This is a genomic window from Pseudomonas sp. 37 R 15 (genome assembly GCF_900004865.1).
Lineage (GTDB): Bacteria > Pseudomonadota > Gammaproteobacteria > Pseudomonadales > Pseudomonadaceae > Aquipseudomonas > Aquipseudomonas fluorescens_AM.
Genome location: NZ_CVTV01000018.1, coordinates 126,330 through 148,395 on the forward strand (window position 1 = coordinate 126,330; position 22,066 = coordinate 148,395).

Consider the following 22,066-nt stretch of genomic DNA (forward strand, 5'->3'; position numbering starts at 1 on the left):
TCACACCCCCGCAGTCGAGGGCTCACCCTCGGCGGCCTGCAGAAACGCCACGAGGTTGCGCACGGTCTGCTGGATGTAGATCTCGCGCATTGGAATCGAAGGCAACTGTTGCTCACGCAACAGAGCATCGATACGCACCGCGTACAGGGAGTTGCCCCCCAGCTCGAAGAAGTTGTCGTCCAGCGCCACCGGAACGCCGAGCACCGTCTCCCAGATCGCCACCAGGGCCTGGGTCACGTCATCCCCCACCACGCCTGCTTTCTTGCTCGGCGCAGCGGCGAGCCCTTGCAGGGCCGGTGCCGGCAAGGCCCGTGCATCGAGCTTGCCATTGGCGGTCAGGGGCAGCACATCCAGCACGGTGAAGGTCGCCGGCAGCATGTACTCCGGCAGGAACTTGCCGGCATGCTGGCGCACCTCCTGCACGCTGCCGCCGTTGAGCACGATGTAGGCGTCCAGTCGCGCCGATGCCGCATCCCCTGGCTTACCCTGATTGAGCACCACCGCAGCGGCGACCACCGCGTTGACTTGCAGCAGCACCGAGCGGATCTCATCCAGTTCGATACGAAAACCACGCAATTTGATCTGGCTGTCCAGGCGGCCAAGGTGCTCCAGCCGCCCATCCGGACGCAGGCGCCCCTTGTCACCGCTGCGATAGAGTCGGCCAATGTGGGCCGGCCCCTCGATAAAACGCTCGGCGGTCAGTTGCGGCTGGTTCAGGTAGTGCAGCGCTACCCCGGCACCGGCCACACAGATCTCGCCACTCACGCCTGGCGGCAGCAAGCGGCCCGCCTCGTCCATGATGTAAACGTGCCAGCCGTCCACGGGTCGTCCCACCGAGCGGGTGGCCTGGAGCGCCTCGCGACGGGTGATGGTTTGCGCCGTGACATGCACCGTGGTTTCGGTGATACCGAACATGTTCACCATCCGGCATACAGACTCGGGGTGACGGTCGAACCAGCGCACCAGCATCCCGGCGTCCAGAGGTTCGCCGCCAAACACCACCAGGCGCAGCGCCAGGGCCTCGTCGCTGTGCTCGTCGGCGTCGATCAATTGCGAAAAAGCCGACGGGGTCTGATTCAGCACCGTGACCCGCTCACGCACCAACAATTGGTGAAACTCCCGGGCCGACCGGGAGACCCAATACGGCACTACCACCAGATGCCCGCCGGTTAGCAGGCAGCCCCACATTTCCCAGACGGAGAAATCAAACGCACTGGAGTGGAACAGTGTCCAGGTATCGGAGGCGGACAGCTTGAAGTCGTCCTGCGTGCCGATGAGCAGGCTGAGCAGGTTGCAGTGGCGGACCACCACACCTTTGGGCTTGCCGGTGGAACCGGAGGTGTAGATGACATAAGCAGGCGCCTGCGAGTCGCCGGTGTGCACAGGCGCGACGGGCGGATAATCAACGCAGCGCTCGACAATTGCCTGCACAGAGAGCAACCGGACCGGGCCTGGGAACTGCGCCTGGCTGCTGACGACCAGGCCGATGCGTGCATTGTCCACGGTATAGGCCAGCCTTTCGGCCGGGTACGCCGGGTCCAGCGGTACATAGGTTGCACCGGCCTTGAGCAGCGCGAGCAGCATGACCACCAGCTCCAGGGAGCGCTCCAGGCAGACGCCGACCAGATCCCCCTGCGCGACGCCTTCGGCGCGCAAAACATGGGCCCACTGGCTGCTCTGCTGGTCCAGCATTTCATAGGTGAGGCGCTGCCCTTCAAACGACAGCGCCAGCGCCTGGGGACGCAGGCGCGCCTGCTCGGCAAAGCGCTGCTCGATGCGCGGCAGCGGGTCTTCAGCCTGGACGGTGCGGCCCAGTGAACCGACCTGCAGCGCATGGGTGTCGCTGAGCAGGCACAGGCTGTTTACCTGGGCCTCGGGCAGCTCGAGCACTTGCTGATGAACATGCACCAGTGACCGCGCAAAGTGCCGGATAACCTCGTCATTGAACGACTGGCAATGGTAGGCGCACTCAAGATAGGCCTCGCCCTGGGCATTCTGGTCACGCACGAACAGCAGCGAATACAGGCGGCTCAAGGACGACTGATAGTCGCTGAGGGGCGCCAGGTCTGCCTCGGGATCGCGGGCAATCATGGCCGCCACAAAAGCCTTGAGCGGCCCGGCCGGCGCGTCCTCCAGACGCGGCAGGTGCGCCGCGACAGTGGCCTGCAATGCGGCACACGTGCCCTGCGCCTCAATCGGCACATGCACCAGCCGCTCGTAGGCGCCCATGGCGAAAGGTGGGCGCTGGTCGTCCTGCACCAGCGTCGCGATCTCGCAGGGCAACGCCTCGGCGTATTGGCCCAGGGTCACCGCCAACGCCGCCAGCCAACTGCTGGCGCTGCCGGTCTGCTGCGGCGTCAGAGGCAGGTGGAAACGTGACACCAGCGCCGCCTGGCCAGGCTCTCCCAGCGCCCATTCCGGTGCGGCAAAACGCTCTTCCTCCAAGCGTTGCACGTCGGGCAAGCCGGTGGCCTGCGTGAGCGCCAGCGGTTGCAGCGGCTGGTCGCCGCCACACAGCAAGGCATCCCCCAGCAGCAGCAACGAGCGCCGGTCCAGTTGGCCGCGACGCGCGATCAGAATCAGGTCGCACACGCTATCCTGGTATTCCAGCAACACTGCCCGCAACGCGGCAGGGCTCGACGGTGAAAGTGGCTGTCGCAACTGCGCCTCGGCCCGGCGCAACGCCACGGCATCCCCGGACTGCGCGGCAACCGTTTCATGCCAGAGGGTGTAGGCCACCGGCGCCTCGTGCGTATTGCCATCGGGCAAATAGCGGGCCACCACACGCGAATAATGCTGTTGAAGCTGCGTCACATCAGAAACGCCGCTGACCCTGTAACGCACACCGTGGCAATAGGCGCCATCGCGGCGCTTGGCGCCCACCAGGACGGAACGCTGAACAGACTGAGGCTCAGTCGCCACCGCAGTGCTAAGTAAACTATCCATTTTGAACCTGCCCTTATTGCTCTGGGGTCTGCACCACCGCGAGCCCTGCAAAGAGATGAAAGACGCCTGCCATCAGCGGGCAGTAAAACCGCCGTCGACCGCAATCACGCTGCCCGTCACCTGGCGCGCGTCGTCGGATGCCAGCCATATCGCTGTCGTGGCGATGCTCTGCGGCTCAATCAAGGCGTTCATCGGCTGGGCCTGGACGAAGATTTCTTCATGCTCGCCGGTGGGCACTTCGAGTGAGCGTGCAATCTCCGACAGCATCCGGCCTTCCACCTTGGGATCGTCCCGTACCGAGCCCGGGCAGAGCGCGTTGACCCGCACCTTGAAGGGCGCGAAGTCCAGCGCCGCGGCCTTGGTCAAGCCGACAATGCCGTGCTTGGCACTGACGTAGCCGGCGAAATTGCGGTACCCCACCAAGCCCGCGGTGGAGGCGATATTGATGATGCTGCCGCTGCGCTGGGCCACCATGCAGTGCCCGACCGCCTTGATCATTCGCCAGGCGCCGGTCAGGTCAACGTCAATCATCAGTTGCCATTGTTCTTCGGAAATCTCATGGATCATCTGCCCGGACGGCGCGGCAATCCCGGCGTTGTTGACCAGCACATCAATCCGCCCAAAACGCTCCAGTGCCGTGGCGATCGCCGCGTCAATTTGCTCACCGCGCCGCACATCGACTTGAGCCGTCAGCACCGAAACGCCGTGGTCGCGGCACAGCTGCGCGGTGTAGTCCAACTGGCTGAGCGTGCCCAACGCATAGGGGACACCTTCGATATCCGCAGCCACGTCCAGCAACACCAGGTCGGCGCCCTGTTCAGCAAAATGCACCGCACACGCCCGCCCCAGCCCACGGGCCGCGCCAGTGATCACTGCAGTCTTGTCAACCAGCCGCATGAGCCGCCTCCGGTGTGACGCCCGCCAGGACGGTGTGGATCGCCTGCAAGACGGCCTCGGGGTTTTCGCTCAAGTACATGTGCCCACCTTCGACCTCCAGGGCGGTAAAGCCGACGCTGGTGGCGCTGGCCCACTGCGCGGCCTGATCGCGAGTGACCAGGTCATCTTCCACGCCACGTATCGACAGCACAGGCACCGGCAACGGCTGGTCCGATTCCGGCAGGTAACCTTCATGCAGCTCGACGTCGGCGCGCAGGGACGGCAGCAGCATGGCGCGCATGTCCGGGTTGCTGAGCGCCGGATGGTTGTAACCGGCGAACGAGGCAACCTGCGCCAGGAACATGTCATCGCTCAGGCCGGTGGCCTTCGCCTCACGCGGGCACAGGGGGCCGGGCGAGCCGCTGACCACCAGGTGCACAACCTTCACCGACGTGACTGCGCAGAGTTTGCGCGCCATTTCAAACGCCAGCACGGCCCCCATGCTGTGGCCGAAAATGACCACTTCGCTACGCCCTGCCAGCAGTTCGAGCACTTGCGCCAGGCTGCCCTCGATCGCCGCCTTGACCGACCGATAGGCCGGCTCGACGAAACGCCGCTCGCGGCCAGGCAATGTCACCGGTAACACCTCAAACCGCTCACCCGCCAACGCCTTCCAGGGTTGGAAAACAGAAGGACCGGCACCCGCAAACGGAAAACACAACAATGGAACTTTAGACATTTCGCACCTGGGTTATAAAGTTGAACTCAACAATTAAAATGACAACTTGCGGGCGATCTGAACTATCAGCCTTACCGCGCCAATAACTCCCCATCGGCCCTGACAAACAGCAATAACCCACTCGCCGACGACTGACTGTCGGGCACACGTACGTCGACGTGCCTCACGGCCAGCCGATGAATGAGTTAACTAATAACGAAACGACTCGAATGAGCCGTCGAACCTGAAGTCCCAGGCAATGAGCGCGCGAAGTGCACACTCAATGACGGCCTGACCCCAGGTTTTTTTGCGCGTTCAAGGGTCGGTATCAGTACCTGTCGCAGCACGGCGCACGGCGCGGCGCTGACCTTCGGCCTCACCCAAATCAAACACGCCTTCTGTCTTCAACTGGCTGATATACATGACGTTTCTCCTGGATTCCTTTCCCGCTGCCGATTGACGGGTACCCTGGGCGTGCCTGAAAAAAGCCGACGAACATGTGTAGTCGTCGCCCTGAAAAAAATCAACTGACCCAACTGACAAAGAAGACTCCGCCTATGCGTTTAGTGAAATTCACTATCTACGCACCCGATTTTCAATCTGTTTTTAGAAAAACCAAATCTATAGCATCTGGGCATCGAACAAATCAGCCAAAAGGCACTTCTTATGTTATGGACAACTAAGCTGTCAGATGATGCGCCACACTTCGCACTCAGTTCGGATGCCGAGGCGCTTACGCACTACGGTGGTGCCCAGGCTTTTGCCCAGCCGCGCAGCTTTTATACCAACAGCCCTTTCCAGCGCCCTTCTCGGCCGCAGGATATTTCAGATGTAATTATCAGTACTCGCCTGACAAGCGACCAACTTTCAGACAGCCAGCATCTATTGGCGCAACGCTTGTTACTGAATATCTATGAGCAGGACCTGGTATTTCTGCCAAAACCGCCCATGGAACTCGATCTCAAGGCGTTCAAACAGTTCTACGACCCCGAGCATGCTGCCAGCGGCAAGAAGATCCGTCCGTTGCTCGAGCAATATCTGTACGACTGGCTCAAGCAAGAAGTGCATATCAACGGTTCGTGGTGCCTGGAGTCGTTTGTCGCCCACACCGACAAAGTCCTGGAGGAGGTCGCGCACTCCGAGTCCAAGTTGCACAAGGTACTGACCACCAGCCGCAACCCTGAACGTGCCGCGCGTTTCTTCATGACCCAATGCGCCGGCGATTTCCTCAGTGAAGCGTCGGCGATGGCGCGTAATGTGCTGGGCAACTGCGGTGTGTACACCAGCGAGTTGTTCAAGATCCTGATCGATGAATATGGCTACGGCGTCGATAAAAAGAAGCACAGCACCATTTTTGAAGACATGCTCAAAGACATGGGCATGTCTCATCATGTGCACCATTACTGGCAGTTCTACACCGCAGGTTCCTTGTCGCTGACCAACTACTTCCATTATGTGTCCGCCAACCACGGCGAGCTGTTCCGCTACATTGGCGCGATGTATTACACCGAGGCCACCCTGGCGCTCACCACCAAACATCAGTCGAGCGCCATCAAGGCCATTTTCGGCGACAGCGTCTCCACCGACTATTTCGATGAACATTCACACATCGATGTGCATCACGGAAGAATGGCCCTGCAGCGCCTCATCCTGCCCATGATCAAGCAATTTGGCAGCAAGATCATTCCTGACCTCGTCCGCGGTTTCGAAGAGTTCAGGTTGCTGCAGGACATCGCCGACGAAGAGCTTTACGCCCATATCAAATGGCATGACGAGCTGGATGAACACCGTGCACTGGCTGCCGCCCAAAACGGCCTGAAGCCGGTGGACCTGCGCATTACCGAGGCCAAGCACGAACTCTCGGTGCCGCACACCCACCCCAATGACGAGCTGTTCTGGGTTGAAACCGGCGAGCTGGATTTTGTCGCAAGCCCCGAACTCAGCGTGCGCCTGAAGGCCGGGGAAGGCGTGGTGATTCCCAAGGGCATGCTGCATGGCACCCGCGTCGTCAGCCCGTCCTGCACCTATACCGTCACGGCACTTTGAGTAGGCACCCCATGAAAGCTATCCGCCTGAACCTTACCGACGCCAACTACGTGGCCGTGGAAAACACCACCTATTTTCTCAAGCGTCACACCTATTCGACGCAGCTGCTGCCGACCACTTGCCCCCATCGCGGCGGCCCTTTGCACATGGGTGAAACCACAGGCGACGGGCAAAGTGTGATCTGCCCGTGGCACGACAACGCTTACAAGGTGTGCAACCTGGAAAAGAAGTCGCCACCCACCGTTCGCGTCAGGAACCAGTTCAGTACCGTCGTGGGTGACACCGAGCGGTGTGTGCCTTTACTCAAACTTTCTCGTTACGACTGACCCCTATGACCACTAAATCAACACTGACAGCGTTTTATTCGATCGTGACCCTGTTTACCGGCCTGGACATGGCGATTGTGATTGCCATGGTCTGGTTCGGCCTGGAAACCACCGGCTCGACATTCCTGGTGGGGGCCACGCTGTGCGTGGCGACCGTAGTGCCGTATGTGTGCGAACAATACATCGGCAAGTTTTTCACCATTGAACTGAGCATGAAACGCCTGTTGTACATCCGCCTGACCGCGTTCGCCGCCGTGCTTGGCCTGTCGTTCACGAACGCCGCCGTGTTGCCCATCGGCTTCCTGGCCATCGCGTTTGTGGTCGGTGTCACCGACTATTTCACCATCAGCACCCTCGAGTCGAAAAATACCAAGCTGGTGTTGGCCGGTGCGACCGACAGCGACACCTCGGCGCGGCTGATGCAAACGTCCATCCAGATCGGTGCCTTTGGCGGCGCGCTGCTGGGCGGGGTGATCGTGGACGTGTTTTCGGTCAGCCAGACCCTTCAGATCATCAGCCTGGCGGCGATTGTCTCGCTGGCGGCGATCCTTTTCGTGCAGGCCACGCCCAGCGCCGACACCGCCGAGCAGGCCAGCGACAGCCCTGTCGCCCAGGCACTGAACCTGCCGCGAAACCTTTACGTGCTGATCATCGTGTTAAGCATGATCGGGTTCCATATCGGCGCCTTCAACAGCCTGGTGCCGATCGTGTTCCAAAAGCTCAATGAGTGGAACGCCACCTTGTTCGGCGTGGCCAGCGGCCTGGCGGGCCTGGGTGCCTTCAGTGCGGCGGTGCTGCCACGTATCAAGCTCAACAGCTACAGCGCCATCGTGCTGGTGCTGCTGGCCGACGTGGCAATCGTGTATTTCCAGAACCTCTACGTGATGATGGCGGCCGCGTTCCTGCTGGGCTTTTGCATCAACAGCCTGCGCATCCAATTGCGTAAAAACCTGATCGAGTCGGCGCCCAACGCTCGGGTGGCCGACGTGATTGCTGCAAAAAGTTCGCTCTATTACCTGCTGGTCAGTGGTTCGGCGCCCATGATCCTGACGTTTTTTACCACCGCAGGATTTCTCGGGCTGGAAGGTGCGCGCGTGTTGATGATCGTCTCCGCCGGCCTGTTGGCCGCCGCCGTGCTGGCGTGGAACCTCACACCGGCGGTCCCGGCCACCGCGACCCTTGAATAAGGAATGCCTCAATTGCAAACCGTACTGATCGTCGACCCGTTCTCCACCGGAAAACTCTACGCCCCGTTGTTCAAGGCCCAGGGCGTGAAGTGTATCGCGGTGATATCCGCCGACACCTTGCCCAGGCACTTCACCGATGACCTGATCAGGGAAGATTTCGAACAGGTCTACCACTGGGAAGAGAGCCTGCTGGAAACCCTCGAGACGCTGTCATTGAGCGCGGTGATCGCAGGCTGCGAGACCGCGATCTATCTCACCGATTACCTCACCGAAGTGCTGCGTATTGCGGGCAACAGCCGTATCACCAGCGACCTGCGGCGCAACAAGTTTTCCATGCAGCAAGCGCTCAAGAAACACGGACTGGCAAACATTGCGTCGCAACTGTTGAGTTCGCCAACCCGCATCCGGGAAGTCGTCGACTCGTTGGAGGACGCGGCCACCTACGTGGTCAAGCCATTGAATTCGGCCGCCACCGAAGGCGTGGTATTCGCCCAGGGCAAGCACGAAGTGGAAACCGCCTTGAACAACGCGGCCTGGCGGCAGAAAAACGACCTTGGGGAGTTCAACCTCGGGTTTATCGTACAGCCGTTCGTGTCGGGCCCGGAGTACGTGGTGGACATGGTCGCCTTTGATGGCGAGTACACCATCGCCACGGTGTGCAAATACACCAAGATCCACAAAAACGGCAGCAAGTTTGTCTATGAAAGCCTGGACACCCTCGATCCGCAGGCGCAAGAGCTGCAACCTCTGATCGACTACGCGCGTCAGGCAGCGGCGGCCCTGAGCATCGAGATCGGGCCGATTCATATGGAAATCATCTGGTCCGACACCGGTCCGGTGATGATTGAAGCGGGCGGGCGTTTGCATGGCGGTATCGCCCCGCTGCTGTTCCAACAGGTGTACCAGCCGGACCTGTTATCGCTGGCCATCGACAGCTACCTCGGCCGGCCTCGCCCGCCGGCCGGTGCCGCACGTGAGATCAGCCATGGTCGTATCGGCTTTTTCTGTTCCGACGAACGCCGCACCTTTACCGCGCCTTCACCACAGGCGCTGCAGAGCGCAATGCTGGATGAAGCCTATTGCGGTCATCGCTTCTTCCTCAGCCCGGGCGATACCACGCCGGTCACGATCGACTTCGCCACCTGCCCGGGGCTGTTCTGGTTGCAGCACCCAAGCCTGCAACAGCTGGATGCCAGCACGCAACTTCTGCGCAATAAGCTATGGAGCTAAGGGCATGAAAAGTCGTTTGATCATTCAACAGTCAGCCCTGGACCTGGGCCTCAATAACGCGTGCGCCGCCGTTGTCGAAAACATCAGCGTGTCTGACGACCAGAGCTTCGTCAGTCTCTTGCAGAGCAACTTGAATCATGTGGCCTCACACCTCAATGAACTGGACGCCAATCCCGTTTACGAAGGGTTTGCCCGGCAGCTTGAAAAGCTCGGCTACACCAACACGGTCAGCGCCAACGAAAAACTGCTGCGGCGCTTCATCGCCAACGGTGTGCGCCCCATCAATAACGTCGTCGATGCCTATAACGCCGTGGCGATCCGACACGGCGTCAGCATAGGTGTACACACCTATCATCAGCGGGACGATATCCATGTCATGCGCTCGCCGGCACCGCGGGCCTTCCGCCCGTTGTTTGCCAAGAAGGACGTCATGATCCCCGCGGGCGACATCGTCTATACCTGCGGCGACGTGCCCTTGGCGAGCATCGGCAAAGTCGATGCCGATGCCCATGACTTCAGACTGACGAACGCATCGTCCAGCCTGCTGGTGGTGGTACTGGGGCATGACGACACCACGTTCGAATTCAACCAGACGGTCATCGCAGAATTCGTGGACACCCTGCGCCAGACAATGCCGGCCCTGAATCACTACTTTCTCGAAACCTTCCACGACCACGCGTCAGCCTGATCGGGCGCAGCTGCTGCCGTCGCGGACGGCAGCGGCCTAGCGCCAGGCCTTGAGCACCGGATTGACCACCACCTCATTCACATGCTCGATCTTGAGCAGGCTCTCCTTGAACACCATCAACTCTTCAAAATTGCGGTAGCGCACCTCGAGCATCATGTCCACGTCGCCAAACAATGAATAGGCCTGCACTACCTCGCGATACTGGTAGATCTTCGGAAACACCAGGTGGCAGCTGCTACCGTTGAGCTTGAGCATCAAAAATGCCGATTGCTGGGTCTCATCACCCTCAGCGACATTGATGGTGAAGCGCAGGATGATGCCCTTTTCGATCAGTTTTTGAACCCGCGACTCCACGGCGGTTCGAGACTTGTGAACCTGGCGCGCCAGTTCCGCAAGGCTGACTCGGGAGTCGTCCTTCAATGCAGCAATTATCAGCTCATCGACCTTGTCCACTCTGCCACCCCCACACTGTTCCTTTCGATAACACACTTTCATTACCGCTCACACATCACTGGCACCTTCAGGTCGCAGACTCTACGCCAGACGCGGCTTAATACCCAATCGACTGACCCACACCGCCCCCAGAATCACCAAACCGCCCAGGGCCAGCCTTCCCAGCGGCTCATGCTGGTTCCAGATCAGCAAGTTCAGCAGCAGCCCCACCGGCACATGCAGGTTGTTCATCACCGCGAGGGTGCCGCCATTGACCAGGCACGCCCCCTTGTTCCACCAGTACATGCCCAGCGCGGTACTGATCACCCCCAGGAACACCAGCACCCCCCATTGCAGCGGCGCCTGGGGCAGGAAATCCGCCTTGCCGAACAGCAGGAACGCGGGCAACACCACCAGCAAGGCGCCCAGGTAGAAATAACCGAAGCGTCGGTAGTGCGGCTGATCGCTCGGATAGCGTGCCACCAGATGCTTGTACAGGACTTGCCCGGCGGCGTAGGTGAAATTGGCCAGTTGCAGCAGCACAAAGCCCATCAGGAAGTTCGGGGTGATCTGGTCGAAGCGAATCACCGCCGCCCCCGCCACCGCCACCAGTGCGGCGACCAGTGCCCAGGGATTGAACCGCCGGTTGAGCGCGTCTTCGATCAGGGTCACGTGCAACGGTGTAAGGATCGTGAACAGCAACACCTCCGGCACCGTCAGTACGCGAAAGCTCAGATACAGGCACACGTAGGTCACGCCGAACTGCAGCGCACCGATGACCAGCATGCCGCGCATGAATGCCGGTGCCACCGAGCGCCAGCGGGTCAGTGGAATAAAGATCAACCCGGCCAGTACCACACGCACCAGTACTGCGAAGTAGCTGTCGACGTGACCGGCGAGGTATTCGCCGATCAAGCTGAAGGAAAATGCCTGAATCAGGGTGACAACCAGTAGATAGCCCATGTGCGCCTCGTTTCGAATGGGCGCGACATTAAAGCTTTTCGATGCTTGAAGAAACTCGAGACAAAAAAAACCCGACCTCGCTGAAGCGGCAGTCGGGCAGGAGCACTCAGGAGCAAAAAGTGCAAAGGGAGGTTCGGTACGCGTACTTGAAGGGATTGCGTGGGGCTAGATAAACACCGGGGGATTATCTGGCGATTAAAGGATCAAGCCACCTGCGCGAGCAGGGCTTTGGCATGGTTGATACCTTTTTCCTGGAAATCACCGCTCAGGTTCACCCCTTCGGCATGAATGAAGGTGACGTCATGAATCCCGATAAAGGCCATGACCTGGCGCAGATACGGTTCCTGATGATCCGAGGCAGCACCGGTGTGAATGCCGCCACGGGCGGTGAGCACGATGGCGCGCTTGCCGGTCAGCAAACCCTGCGGCCCGGTGGCGGTGTATTTGAAGGTCACCCCGGCGCGCAACACATGGTCCAGCCAGGCCTTGAGGGTGCTGGGGATGGCGAAGTTGTACATCGGCGCCGCCATCACCAGCACGTCGGCGGCGAGCAGCTCGTCGGTCAATTCGTTGGAGCGATCCAGGGAAGCCTGTTCGACCGGGCTGCGCTGTTCGGCAGGTTTCATCCAGCCGCCCAGCAGGTTCGCGTCCAGGTGAGGTACCGGGTTGAGCGCCACGTCGCGCACGCTGATCTGATCGCCTGGGTGAATAGCCTGCCACTGGCTGATGAACTGCTGGGTGAGTTGGCGGGAAATCGAATCCTGCTGGCGGGCGCTGCTTTCGATGATCAGAACGTTGGACATGGCTATGTAGGCTCCATCGGTAAATGCTGTGAGTCGATGGAAAAAAGATTAACCATGGCCACTTCGATTAAAAAGCGCAAAAAACTGCTATAACCCATCTATAAATTTGTTTATAAGCGGAGTATGCCTACAGTGCGCTCCGCGCTCGCTTTATTTCGGTGCGCACGCCAGGGCGATTCGCATCTTGATGATCGCGCGGTTGAACTTGACCGTGGTGTGGGTGCTTTTGCCTGCGGGTACGGTGACGGTGCGACGACGCGGCGCTTCCGGGCCGTTGGTAAAGATGACAGAACACAGCGCATCCTGGGTGCCGTAGTTATTGAGCTGAATCGAGCTGATATCGCCGTCCACATCGGACGCGGTGTAGTCGATGCTTACACCGTCGATCTTTTTCGTCACGTCGATGGGGTAGGCAAATGCGCTCATCGGCAGCAGCGCCAGCAACACACAACACAATTTTCTCATTCGGCAGTCTCCAATAAGGACCGCCAGCTTAGGACAAGAGGAGCTCATCTTGAAAGCGCCCCGCGTGACCCTTGATCAATGGCGCACGTTGCAGGCCGTGGTCGACCATGGCGGCTTCGCCCAGGCGGCCGAAGCGCTGCACCGTTCGCAGTCCTCGGTGAGCTACACCGTGGCGCGCATGCAGGACCAACTCGGCGTGCCGCTGCTGCGCATCGACGGACGCAAGGCGGTACTCACCGATGCGGGTGAAGTGCTGCTGCGCCGCTCGCGGCAACTGGTGAAGAATGCCAGCCAACTGGAAGATCTGGCCCACCATATGGAACAAGGCTGGGAGGCCGAAGTGCGGCTGGTCGTGGATGCGGCCTACCCCAACGCGCGCCTGGTACGCGCCCTGACCGCCTTCATGCCGCAGAGCCGAGGCTGCCGGGTACGCTTGCGCGAGGAGGTGTTGTCCGGGGTCGAGGAGCTCTTGATAGAAGGCGTGGCTGACCTGGCGATCTGCGGCTTCAGCATTCCCGGTTACCTGGGCACCGAAATGAGCGATGTGGAATTCATCGCCGTGGCCCATCCCGAGCATGCGCTGCACCGTATGAACCGCGAGTTGAGCTTCCAGGACCTGGAAAGCCAGATGCAGGTGGTCATCCGCGACTCCGGCCGCCAGCAACCGCGCGACGTGGGTTGGCTCGGCGCCGAACAGCGCTGGACCGTCGGCAGCCTGGCCACCGCCGCCGCGTTCGTGGGCAGCGGCCTGGGGTTTGCCTGGTTGCCCCGGCACATGATCGAACGCGAACTCGCCGAAGGCCTGCTCAAGCAACTGCCGCTGGAACAGGGCGGCAGCCGCCACCCCACGTTCTATTTGTATTCGAACAAGGACAAACCCCTGGGGCCGGCGACGCAGATTCTCGTGGAATTGCTGCGCACCTTTGATACCGCTGCGCTGGACGCGCCCTTCGCGGCCCCTCGGCAAGCCTGAAACGGAGTCCACCCATGAGCGGCGTTCAATCGCGCAAGCTCGACGCAATGTGGGCTGTGGCGACAGGAACAACGTTCCAGAATCACCTGTCCAACCCAGGTCATCAACGCCGACCACGACGACTCACCCGTGGCGCAGAAAGAAAACTATGTAAAACTGCTGCCCAACGCGCGACTGGTGGTGTTTGAAAATGTCCACCACGCCACGCCCTTGGATCAACCCGAAGTCTTTGACGCCACCCTGCTCGATTTTCCAAAGACCGTCGACACCACTACCCAGGATCACTGACCCATGCTGAAAAAAATCGCCTTCCTTGCCGGTTCCGTTCTGTTCGCTGCCAACCTGATGGCGGCCGAGCCCGCCAAGGCGCCCCACGTATTGATCTCCACCACCAATGGCGACATTGAAATCGAACTCGACCCGGTCAAGGCGCCGATCAGCACCAAGAATTTCCTCGCCTATGTCGACAAGGGCTTCTACACCAACACGATTTTTCACCGTGTGATCCCGGGCTTCATGGTCCAGGGCGGCGGGTTCACCCAGCAGATGTCGCAAAAGCCGACCGAAGCACCGATCAAGAACGAAGCCAGCAACGGCCTGCATAACGTGCGCGGCACCTTGTCCATGGCCCGCACCAATGACCCGAACTCGGCCACCAGCCAGTTCTTCATCAACGTGGCCGACAATGCCTTCCTCGACCCGGGTCGCGATGCCGGTTACGCGGTATTCGCCAAGGTGGTCAAGGGCATGGACGTGGTCGATATCATCGTCAATTCCCAGACCACCACCAAGCAAGGCATGCAGAACGTGCCAATCGATCCTGTCCTGATCAAGTCGGCCAAGCGCATCGACTGAGGTCTGCAGGAACTTCCGCACGTTGCCCACAAGGCGACGTGCGCATTTGAAAGGAGAGCCCGCACGGCGGGCGTCAAGCCTAATGCTCTATCGTCGTTTTGAAAAACTGATCGATATTTTTCGCGCCCCCCCAAGCGAAGCCCCGCCCGACAACGTCCTGCCCTTCTACCTCTACTACCTGCGCCAGGTGTGGCCGTGTTTTGCCGCGCTGTTGGTGGTGGGCCTGATCGGTGCGCTGATCGAGGTCGCGCTGTTCAGCTACCTGAGCCGCATCATCGACCTGGCCCAGGGCACGCCGCCCGCGAATTTCTTCCAGGTGCACAGCACCGAGCTGATCTGGATGGCAGTGGTCGCCCTGCTGCTGCGGCCGATTTTCAACAGCCTGCATGACTTGCTGGTGCACCAGACCATCAACCCCGGCATGACCAGCCTGATCCGCTGGCAGAACCACAGCTATGTGCTCAAGCAGAGCCTGAATTTCTTCCAGAATGATTTCGCCGGGCGGATTGCCCAACGCATCATGCAAACCGGCAACTCGTTGCGTGACTCTGCGGTGGCAACAGCGGAAGCCATCTGGCACGTGTCGATCTATGCCATCACCTCGCTGGTATTGTTTGCCGAGGCCGACTGGCGGCTGATGATTCCGTTGATCATCTGGATCGTCTGCTACTGCCTGGCATTGCGTTACTTCGTGCCGCGGGTCAAGGAGCGTTCGGTGATCTCTTCCGAAGCGCGCTCCAAACTCATGGGGCGCATCGTCGACGGCTACACCAACATCACCACCTTGAAGCTGTTTGCCCATACGCAGAATGAGCAGGAATACGCCAAGGAAGCGATTGTCGAGCAAACCGAGAAAACCCAACTGGCGGCGCGCGTGCTCACCAGCATGGACGCGGTCATCACCGTCCTGAACGGCCTGCTGATCGTCACCACCACCGGCCTGGCCCTGTGGCTGTGGACGCAGTCGCTGATTTCCGTCGGCGCCATTGCCCTGGCCACCGGCCTGGTGATTCGCATCGTCAATATGTCCGGCTGGATCATGTGGGTGGTCAACGGCATTTTCGAAAACATCGGTATCGTGCAGGATGGCCTCAAGACCATCGCCCAGCCGCTTGCGGTGGTCGACCGCGCCGACGCCCCGCGCCTGACAGTGCCCCATGGCCTGGTGCGCTTCGAGCAGGTGGATTTCCACTACGGCAAGCGGAGCGGGATCATTGGCGGCCTGAACCTCGAGATCAGGGCCGGGGAAAAGATCGGCCTGATCGGCCCGTCCGGTGCGGGCAAGTCGACGCTGGTCAACCTGCTGCTGCGCCTCTACGACCTGCAGGGCGGGCGCATCCTGATCGACGGCCAGGACATCGCCGAAGTCGCCCAGGAAAGCCTGCGCGCGCAGATCGGCATGATCACCCAGGACACCTCGCTGCTGCACCGCTCGATCCGCGACAACTTGCTGTATGGCAAGCCGCAGGCCTGCGACGAAGAACTCTGGGCCGCCGTGCACAAGGCGCGCGCCGACGAGTTTATCCCGCTGCTGTCGGATTCCGAAGGCCGTACCGGGCTGGATGCCCATGTGGGCGAGCGTGGGGTGAAACTCTCCGGCGGCCAGCGCCAACGGATCGCCATCGCCCGCGTGCTGCTCAAGGATGCGCCGATCCTGATCATGGACGAAGCCACCTCGGCACTCGACTCCGAAGTGGAAGCCGCGATCCAGGAAAGCCTGGAAACCCTGATGCAGGGCAAGACCGTGATTGCGATCGCGCATCGACTCTCGACCATCGCGCGGATGGACCGTCTGGTCGTACTGGAGAAAGGCCAGATCGCCGAAAGCGGCAGCCACGCCCAACTGCTGGCCCATGGCGGGCTGTATGCGCGGTTGTGGCAGCACCAGACGGGTGGGTTTGTTGGCATCGATTGAAGGTATCGAGACCCACACGACTCAAAATAAGAGCGGGCCTTGATCGTTCCCCCGCTCCGCGTGGGAACGATCTTACGGTCAGGCCTGCCGATAGGGCAGCGCCGACCTTTTTAACGTGTTGATCAGCCTTGATGAGCCTGCATGTATTGGCGCAAAAGCTGGTTAATACGGGTCTGGTAGCCAGTGCCTTGACCTTTGAACCACTCTAAAACATCGGCATCAAGTCGAATGGTGACCGCCTGCTTCACAGGAACACGCAGTTCAGCACGTCGAAAAAACTCAGCATCCAGTTCAGGAATTTCACTGGTATCAATATCTTTATCACTCATCTTGGCCAGGCGCTCCCAATCAGTTTTCGATGTTTGCGTCATAATATTTGGCCTCCTTCTTGGTTGCTTTTCGGGCGGAAATGATACGGATAACATCGCCACGCCGTTCGGTGTATACGACAACACCAATCAATAATTTGATCCAGCCAATACTGATCCAACGCTCTTCGTCATAATCCGCTCGATCATCGCGCAAGGCCAGCATTGGATGTCTGAAGATATCCGGAACGTCGTTGAAATCGATGCCGTGCTTAGCAATGTTGGCCTTATTTTTTGAATCATCCCACTCAAAATGCATGGCACGCTCTGTATGTACTTTTGTACATACAGAATAGCGATTTCGGCTTCTTTGACCAGTTCTGCCAGACCGGTGGCTCAGGCCTGCCGATAAGGCAGCGCCGACCTCGCCTCTTCGGCATACGCCAGAATGCCCACTCGCTCGCGCTCGAGGAAATCCTCCACGGCGTTTTTCAAGCCCGGATGGCGCAGGTAATGCCACGAACGGGTAATCACCGGTTCAAAGCCACGAATCAATTTGTGCTCGCCTTGAGCGCCGGCATCGAAGCGTTGCAGGCCGTGGGCGATGGCGTAGTCCATGCCCTGGTAGAAACAGGTCTCGAAATGCAGCCGGTCGAACTCCGCCAGACAGCCCCAATAGCGGCCGTAGAAGCTGTCACCGCCGATCAGGCTGAACGCCATGGCCACCGGGCGTGAGCCCTGTTTGGCCAGGACCACGCGGATCGCCTCGGGCATACGCTCGGCCAACAGGCTGAAAAACGCCCGGGTCAGGTAGGGCGACTGGCGGCGTACCGCGTAGGTGTTGGCGTAACAGGCGTAGACAAAATCCCACTGGGCTTCGCTCAACTGATGGCCCTGTAACCACTCGAACTCAATGCCCTGCCCCGCCACCTGCTCGCGCTCTTTGCGCATCTGTTTGCGCTTGCGTGAACTCAGGGCATCGAGAAAGTCCTGGAAGTCGCGGTAGCCCCGATTCTGCCAATGGAATTGGCAGCCCAGGCGCTGCAGCCAGCCGGGTTGCCGGGCCAGTGCGTCATCGGCCAGCGCGTCGGTGAAATTGATATGGGCGCTCGATAGCCCTTCGATTTCCAGGTAACCGGGCAGGCTGTTCAGCAGTTCGAAGCCGTCCTCGGCATTGGCGGCCAACAACCTCGGACCGCTGACCGGACTGAACGGCACGGCCGTCAGCAGCTTGGGGTAGTAGTCGATGCCGGCGCGCGCGCAGGCATCGGCCCAGCCGTGATCGAACACGTACTCGCCGTAGGAATGCCACTTGCGATAACCGGGCAATGCCGCCACCAGCCGCTCACCTTCCCAATGCAGCAAGTGCTCCGGTCGCCAGCCCGAATGGAGCCCCAGGCTGGCACTGTCTTCCAGTGCGCTCAGGAACGCATGCCGCACGAACGGCTGGGCCTGCGGCGCCAGGGCATCCCAGGCCTGCGGGGTGATGTCGGACAGGCTGTCCAGGCGTTGCAGCGGCATTGGCATCTTCTCTGTGTCTTGGGCGTGAAAGCCTGGCGAGTATCGCCTATCACAGCCGTGTGCACACCCCGAAAAAACCCACGACACAACTCGAAATCAATAGTTCCGTGGGCAAACGAATTGTCATGGAGATGAAATCACTTGGCCACTACTCCGTCATAAACCGTCGCGATACTGACGCCTGTTTTTAGAGCACCCGGGTTTGCCAGGTGGCCTTTTTTCCGTCCGTCATCGGTCGGTTGTGTCCTGGAGGGTTTGTTACCCCTCCTCACTTTCGGAGATTGATATGCGTCTTGCTTCCACTAAAACTGCGGCGGTCCTGTGCGGCGGCCTGTTGCTGGCCCTGAGCGTTCCGGCCAGCGCTGCAGTCGACGCTAAGTTGCTCGACATGCTCAAGGCCAACGGCCAGATCACCGCTTCGCAGTACACCGAATTGCAGAACGAGTTGGCCAAGGACCAGAAAGAACAGCAGATCGCACGCCAGGCCCAACAGGAAACCAACGAACAGATCGCGGCCACCGCGAAAAAGACCAACGAGCTGAGCAGCTTCGACCAGAAGCTGGCGTGGGCCGCCAAGACTCAGTTCAAGGGCGATGTGCGCTTTCGCCAGGAAACCATCAAGATCGATGGCGAGCCCAACAACGGCGGGCGTGACAAGGACCGTCAACGTATCCGCGCGCGCCTGGGTGCCTACACCGAGATCAACCCGCAAGTGGACACCGGTATCCGTATCGCCACGGGCGGCGGCGACGATGCGCGTTCCACCAACCAGGACCAGGATGGTTACTTCGATAAGAAATCGATCTGGCTGGACCTCGGCTATATCGACTACCACCCGGACCAGATCAAGAACCTGCACGTGATCGGCGGCAAGATGCTGCAACCGTGGGTGAGCATGGGCGATGTGATCTGGGACAGCGACATCAACCCGGAAGGCCTGGCCGTCACCTACAAATACCCATTGGGCAGCAGTGCCGAGCTGTTCGGCAGCCTGGGCAACTACAACCTCAAGGACAACGTCGACGGCGACGGCGTGCAATTTCGCCACGACCTGCGTCTGACATCCGGCCAGTTGGGCACGCGTTTCTCGCTGACCGACAACCTGAAAATGACCCTGGGCGGCAGTGTCTACGCCTACCAGAACGACAAGGACAGCCGCTGCACGACCACCACCACGCCTTGCGCACTGGCGGTCAACGGCAACTCGGCCAACGGTGAATTCCGTCTGTACGAAGGGTTTGCCCAAGCCGACATCGGCGGCCTGGCAGTGCCGTTGGCCTTCTACGGCCAATACGTGAAAAACAACGATGCCGTGACCGACCAGGACACCGCCTGGTTGGTGGGTGCCAAGTCCAAGGTGTTCGGCTTCAACCTGGACTACAACTACCGCGATACGCAACGTGACGCAGTGGTAGGCGCCTTCACCGATTCGGACTTCGCCAACGGCACCACCGGTTCGCGCGGTCACAAGATGAAGGTCAGCTACGACATCGACAAGAACTTCGCCCTGGGCGCCACGTACTTCCTGACCAAGGCTGACTACGCCAGCCGTACCCAGCGTGATGCCAACACCAACACCCTGCAGCTGGATGCTGAAGCCAAGTTCTAATCTCACCCTGTAGGCGCGAGCTGGCTCGCGAAGAACGAACAGGCAGCGCGGTTATCCAGGCTACCCGCGCTATCGTTGACGTTTTTCGCGAGCCAGCTCGCGCCTACACATCTTTACGCCGCTGGGCCGCGAGTCGCTCGGCCAGCGCATCCGCATCCTGCACCGGCTCGTCCGGCATGATCCGCAACGTCGCCTGCATCAGGCGCATCTGACGGATAAATCGTCGGCAGTTGGGGCAGAACATCAAGTGATGACGCACCAGCAGACGCTCACGAAAGGTCAATTGCCCATCGAGGTAGTCACTGGAACGTGCCACTTGTTCCTTACACGTCAACATTCGCCCGTTTCCTCAAAGTGCTCCACTGTGGCAAAGACTTTAAGCCGTGCCCGGTGCAACAACACACGCACATTGGAGAGCGAGAGCGTCAGAAGATTACAGATTTCTTCCAGCTCCAGGCCCTGGCGCTCACGCAGCACCAGCACGCTGCTTTGCAATTGGGACAGGCTCAGAAGCGTGTGCTCCAGGCAGTCGCGCAATTCCTCTTCGGTCAGCAAGGCTTCCGGGGTGTCCTGGTGCCAGGCATACGGCGCTACGGCCCAGTGTCCATCGTCAGGCGTAAAGCGTTCATCACCGATGGTTCCATGGGGAGAAGGCAGGTCGTCAAGCAACACCTCCCGACGATTTTGCTTGTAGCGGCCCTTGGCGGCGTTCGCGGTAATGGTCAGCAACCAGGTCTTCAGGCTGGAGCGCCCTTCGAACCTGGCGAGGCTGCGTACCACTGACAGCCAGGCATCCTGCACCACTTCATCGGCATGCCGCTGGCCGACGATGGCATAGGCCACCGCCCGCATCGCACTCTGGTACGTGGTGACCAACTCCTTGTAGGCCCGCTGCTCGCCCTTGAGCAGGCGTTCAAGCAGATGCGTGTCGTCCGCTGCCGCCATCGTTTACCTCAATCTCGCCTTGGAAATACGCTCAATGCGGGAGCGATGATTAAGGCACACCGAGCCGATGCCTTCGCAGGCAAGCCAGCTCCCACATTTGCCCGCGCCCGGCCGCGCAATCAGCGTTTACGCAGGATCACACTGCCAATCGAATACCCGGCGCCGAAAGAGCTGAGTACGGCAACAGCGCCCTTGGGCAGGTCATCCTGATAGGTGTGAAACGCAATCACCGAGCCTGCCGAACTGGTATTGGCGTAGGTATCGAGGATCACCGGCGCTTCTTCCACCGAAGCCTCGCGCCCCAGCAGTTTCTTCACGATCAAGTGGTTCATGCTCAGGTTGGCCTGGTGCAGCCAGAAGCGCTTCACATCCGTGACGCCCAGCTGGTTTTCTGCCAGGTGCGCGCCAATCAATTCGGCCACCATCGGGCAGACATCGCGGAACACCTTGCGGCCTTCCTGCACGAACAGTTTGTCCGGCGCGCCGACGCCCTCTTCCGCGGTGCGGTTGAGGAAACCGAAGTTGTTGCGGATGTTGTTGGAGAACTGGGTCAGCAGCTTGGTGCTCACCACGTCGAACTGGTGCTCGGAGGTCGCCAGGTCGGCACGCTCGAGGATCACCGCCGTGGCGGCATCGCCGAAGATGAAGTGGCTGTCGCGGTCACGGAAATTCAGGTGGCCGGTGCAGACTTCCGGGTTGACCATCAGGATCGCCCGGGCCTGGCCCAGCTGGATGCTGTTGGCGGCATTCTGGATACCGAAGGTGGCCGAGGAACACGCCACGTTCATGTCAAACCCGAAGCCCTGGATACCCAGGGCTTCCTGCACCTCGATGGCGATGGCCGGGTAGGCACGCTGCAGGTTGGAACAGGCGACGATCACGCCATCGATGTCGGCGGCGGTCTTGCCGGCGCGTTGCAGGGCTTGTTCGGCCGCGCCGACGGCCATCTGGCAGAGCACCGACCATTCGTCGTTGCTGCGCTCGGGCAAGCGTGGGGCCATGCGCTGCGGGTCAAGAATGCCGTCCTTGTCCATCACGAAGCGGCTCTTGATGCCCGAGGCTTTTTCAATGAATGCCGCACTGGACTCCGTCAGCGCCTGCACGTCGCCGCGCTCGATGGCCGCGGCGTTTTCGCTGTTGAACTGCTGCACATAGGTATTGAAAGACTGCACCAGCTCTTCGTTGGAGATGCTGTTGGCCGGGGTGTACAGGCCAGTGCCGCTGATGACGACGTTATGCACGGTCGTTCCTCTAAATCTG

22 protein-coding genes and 1 pseudogene are annotated in these 22,066 nt (G+C 60.2%); 10 read left to right on the forward strand and 13 right to left on the reverse strand.

All coding sequences use genetic code 11. The annotated features are described in order from the left end of the window. The 3 genes from BFQ04_RS04445 to BFQ04_RS04455 form a co-directional block, all read right to left on the reverse strand. Nucleotides 1–2,946 (reverse strand): amino acid adenylation domain-containing protein, encoded by a 2,946-nt coding sequence (locus BFQ04_RS04445; protein ID WP_083217917.1) that lies wholly within the window; start codon nucleotides 2,944–2,946, stop codon nucleotides 1–3. A gap of 72 nt (nucleotides 2,947–3,018) precedes the next feature. Continuing rightward, the gene (locus BFQ04_RS04450) at nucleotides 3,019–3,843 is read right to left on the reverse strand and encodes an SDR family oxidoreductase (RefSeq protein WP_065949750.1); all 825 of its coding nucleotides are present in this window, start codon (nucleotides 3,841–3,843) and stop codon (nucleotides 3,019–3,021) included. After that, nucleotides 3,830–4,561, reverse strand: a complete 732-nt coding sequence (locus BFQ04_RS04455) for a thioesterase II family protein (RefSeq protein ID WP_065949751.1) — start codon at nucleotides 4,559–4,561, stop codon at nucleotides 3,830–3,832. The genes BFQ04_RS04450 and BFQ04_RS04455 overlap by 14 nt, the downstream gene beginning before the upstream one ends. A 645-nt stretch (nucleotides 4,562–5,206) precedes the next feature. On the opposite strand from BFQ04_RS04455, the gene BFQ04_RS04460 reads away from it, so the two are divergent. From BFQ04_RS04460 to BFQ04_RS04480, 5 genes are read left to right on the forward strand one after another with little or no spacing between them, the layout of a single operon-like run. Further along, the gene (locus tag BFQ04_RS04460; protein ID WP_256544553.1) at nucleotides 5,207–6,586 is read left to right on the forward strand and encodes an iron-containing redox enzyme family protein; all 1,380 of its coding nucleotides are present in this window, start codon (nucleotides 5,207–5,209) and stop codon (nucleotides 6,584–6,586) included. Between the two features lie 11 nt (nucleotides 6,587–6,597). Continuing rightward, nucleotides 6,598–6,912 (forward strand): Rieske 2Fe-2S domain-containing protein, encoded by a 315-nt coding sequence (locus BFQ04_RS04465; RefSeq protein WP_065949752.1) that lies wholly within the window; start codon nucleotides 6,598–6,600, stop codon nucleotides 6,910–6,912. A gap of 5 nt (nucleotides 6,913–6,917) precedes the next feature. Continuing rightward, the gene (locus BFQ04_RS04470) at nucleotides 6,918–8,099 is read left to right on the forward strand and encodes an MFS transporter (RefSeq protein WP_065949753.1); all 1,182 of its coding nucleotides are present in this window, start codon (nucleotides 6,918–6,920) and stop codon (nucleotides 8,097–8,099) included. Between the two features lie 3 nt (nucleotides 8,100–8,102). Then, the gene (locus tag BFQ04_RS04475) at nucleotides 8,103–9,329 is read left to right on the forward strand and encodes an ATP-grasp domain-containing protein (RefSeq protein ID WP_065949754.1); all 1,227 of its coding nucleotides are present in this window, start codon (nucleotides 8,103–8,105) and stop codon (nucleotides 9,327–9,329) included. A gap of 4 nt (nucleotides 9,330–9,333) precedes the next feature. Continuing rightward, nucleotides 9,334–10,017 (forward strand): phenylalanine--tRNA ligase beta subunit-related protein, encoded by a 684-nt coding sequence (locus tag BFQ04_RS04480; protein WP_065949755.1) that lies wholly within the window; start codon nucleotides 9,334–9,336, stop codon nucleotides 10,015–10,017. A 36-nt stretch (nucleotides 10,018–10,053) separates the two neighbouring features. On the opposite strand, the gene BFQ04_RS04485 is transcribed toward BFQ04_RS04480, so the two are convergent. The 4 genes from BFQ04_RS04485 to BFQ04_RS04500 all read right to left on the reverse strand — a co-directional run bounded on the left by BFQ04_RS04485 (nucleotide 10,054) and on the right by BFQ04_RS04500 (nucleotide 12,680). Continuing rightward, nucleotides 10,054–10,470, reverse strand: a complete 417-nt coding sequence (locus tag BFQ04_RS04485) for an Lrp/AsnC family transcriptional regulator (protein ID WP_065949756.1) — start codon at nucleotides 10,468–10,470, stop codon at nucleotides 10,054–10,056. 81 nt (nucleotides 10,471–10,551) lie between these two features. Next, complete coding sequence (locus BFQ04_RS04490) at nucleotides 10,552–11,412, reverse strand: carboxylate/amino acid/amine transporter (protein WP_065949757.1); 861 nt, start codon at nucleotides 11,410–11,412, stop codon at nucleotides 10,552–10,554. Nucleotides 11,413–11,615: 203 nt separating this feature from the next. Beyond that, nucleotides 11,616–12,215: an FMN-dependent NADH-azoreductase gene (locus BFQ04_RS04495; RefSeq protein WP_065949758.1), complete on the reverse strand. Its 600-nt coding sequence runs from the start codon at nucleotides 12,213–12,215 to the stop codon at nucleotides 11,616–11,618. 150 nt (nucleotides 12,216–12,365) lie between these two features. After that, nucleotides 12,366–12,680, reverse strand: coding sequence for a 3-phosphoglycerate kinase (locus BFQ04_RS04500; RefSeq protein ID WP_065949759.1), 315 nt, complete (start codon nucleotides 12,678–12,680; stop codon nucleotides 12,366–12,368). Nucleotides 12,681–12,729: 49 nt separating this feature from the next. Here BFQ04_RS04500 and BFQ04_RS04505 point away from each other — a divergent pair, with 49 nt between their 5' ends. The 4 genes and pseudogenes from BFQ04_RS04505 (at nucleotide 12,730) to BFQ04_RS04515 (ending at nucleotide 16,423) form a co-directional block, all read left to right on the forward strand. Beyond that, nucleotides 12,730–13,653: a LysR family transcriptional regulator gene (locus BFQ04_RS04505; protein WP_065949760.1), complete on the forward strand. Its 924-nt coding sequence runs from the start codon at nucleotides 12,730–12,732 to the stop codon at nucleotides 13,651–13,653. A 63-nt stretch (nucleotides 13,654–13,716) separates the two neighbouring features. Then, nucleotides 13,717–13,941, forward strand: a pseudogene (locus BFQ04_RS28260) (alpha/beta fold hydrolase); the annotation flags it as partial. Nucleotides 13,942–13,944: 3 nt separating this feature from the next. Further along, nucleotides 13,945–14,508, forward strand: coding sequence for a peptidylprolyl isomerase (locus BFQ04_RS04510; protein ID WP_065949761.1), 564 nt, complete (start codon nucleotides 13,945–13,947; stop codon nucleotides 14,506–14,508). Between the two features lie 82 nt (nucleotides 14,509–14,590). After that, nucleotides 14,591–16,423 (forward strand): ABC transporter ATP-binding protein, encoded by a 1,833-nt coding sequence (locus BFQ04_RS04515; protein ID WP_065949762.1) that lies wholly within the window; start codon nucleotides 14,591–14,593, stop codon nucleotides 16,421–16,423. A 122-nt stretch (nucleotides 16,424–16,545) separates the two neighbouring features. Here the strand turns inward: BFQ04_RS04515 and BFQ04_RS04520 are convergent, their stop codons facing one another. From BFQ04_RS04520 to BFQ04_RS04530, 3 genes are all read right to left on the reverse strand, one after another. Further along, a complete protein-coding gene (locus BFQ04_RS04520; RefSeq protein ID WP_065887908.1) occupies nucleotides 16,546–16,794 on the reverse strand; it encodes a BrnA antitoxin family protein in 249 nt (82 codons plus the stop codon). Next, nucleotides 16,772–17,050 (reverse strand): BrnT family toxin, encoded by a 279-nt coding sequence (locus tag BFQ04_RS04525; RefSeq protein ID WP_065949763.1) that lies wholly within the window; start codon nucleotides 17,048–17,050, stop codon nucleotides 16,772–16,774. The genes BFQ04_RS04520 and BFQ04_RS04525 overlap by 23 nt, the downstream gene beginning before the upstream one ends. Before the next feature lie 77 nt (nucleotides 17,051–17,127). Further along, nucleotides 17,128–18,252 carry a GNAT family N-acetyltransferase gene (locus BFQ04_RS04530; protein WP_065949764.1) on the reverse strand — a complete coding sequence of 375 codons (1,125 nt, stop codon included), beginning with the start codon at nucleotides 18,250–18,252 and terminating at the stop codon, nucleotides 17,128–17,130. Between the two features lie 286 nt (nucleotides 18,253–18,538). Between BFQ04_RS04530 and BFQ04_RS04535 the strand changes: the two genes are divergently transcribed. Beyond that, a complete protein-coding gene (locus BFQ04_RS04535; RefSeq protein ID WP_065949765.1) occupies nucleotides 18,539–19,861 on the forward strand; it encodes a putative porin in 1,323 nt (440 codons plus the stop codon). Nucleotides 19,862–19,964: 103 nt separating this feature from the next. Here the strand turns inward: BFQ04_RS04535 and BFQ04_RS04540 are convergent, their stop codons facing one another. The 3 genes from BFQ04_RS04540 to BFQ04_RS04550 form a co-directional block, all read right to left on the reverse strand. Beyond that, entirely contained in the window at nucleotides 19,965–20,198 is a 234-nt protein-coding gene (locus tag BFQ04_RS04540; RefSeq protein ID WP_065949766.1) for an anti-sigma factor family protein, read from the reverse strand. Continuing rightward, a complete protein-coding gene (locus BFQ04_RS04545; RefSeq protein WP_065949767.1) occupies nucleotides 20,192–20,806 on the reverse strand; it encodes an RNA polymerase sigma factor in 615 nt (204 codons plus the stop codon). Before BFQ04_RS04545 ends, BFQ04_RS04540 begins: the two co-directional genes overlap by 7 nt. Nucleotides 20,807–20,925: 119 nt before the next feature. Beyond that, a complete protein-coding gene (locus tag BFQ04_RS04550; protein WP_065949768.1) occupies nucleotides 20,926–22,047 on the reverse strand; it encodes a beta-ketoacyl-ACP synthase III in 1,122 nt (373 codons plus the stop codon). Nucleotides 22,048–22,066: the final 19 nt, after the last annotated feature.